This window comes from Flavobacterium anseongense, assembly GCF_021608185.1.
Lineage (GTDB): Bacteria > Bacteroidota > Bacteroidia > Flavobacteriales > Flavobacteriaceae > Flavobacterium > Flavobacterium anseongense.
Map to the genome: position 1 here is coordinate 1 of NZ_JAKIHN010000038.1, position 307 is coordinate 307.

Sequence of the window (307 nt, forward strand, 5' to 3'; positions counted from 1 at the left end):
TATTGGTGTAGCACTAGAGGCACAAATTACAATTCCTCCATCTGAACCAGCTATTGGTTGTGGAATAATATTTATTGTAGCCACACTTGTATCAGTAATACATGGAGCTACTCCAGATAAAGTATAGGTGAAGGTTGAAGTGGTAGCTCCGACAGCTGGAGTAAATGTTCCCGCCGTTGCATCAAAAGTTCCACCTGTTCCCGGTCCTGTTCTTGTCCAAACACCCCCTGTTTGTTCGCCAGAAATTAAACTAAACAAATTAATCGCAGTAGTGCTGGTTTCGCAAACAGTTGTATTACCATCTAAG

At 42.0% G+C, this 307-nt stretch carries 1 protein-coding gene; it reads right to left on the bottom strand.

The features are described 5' to 3' along the window. A partial coding sequence (locus L1S35_RS13255) for a hypothetical protein (protein WP_236401469.1) occupies window positions 1-307 on the bottom strand: 307 nt, incomplete at both ends.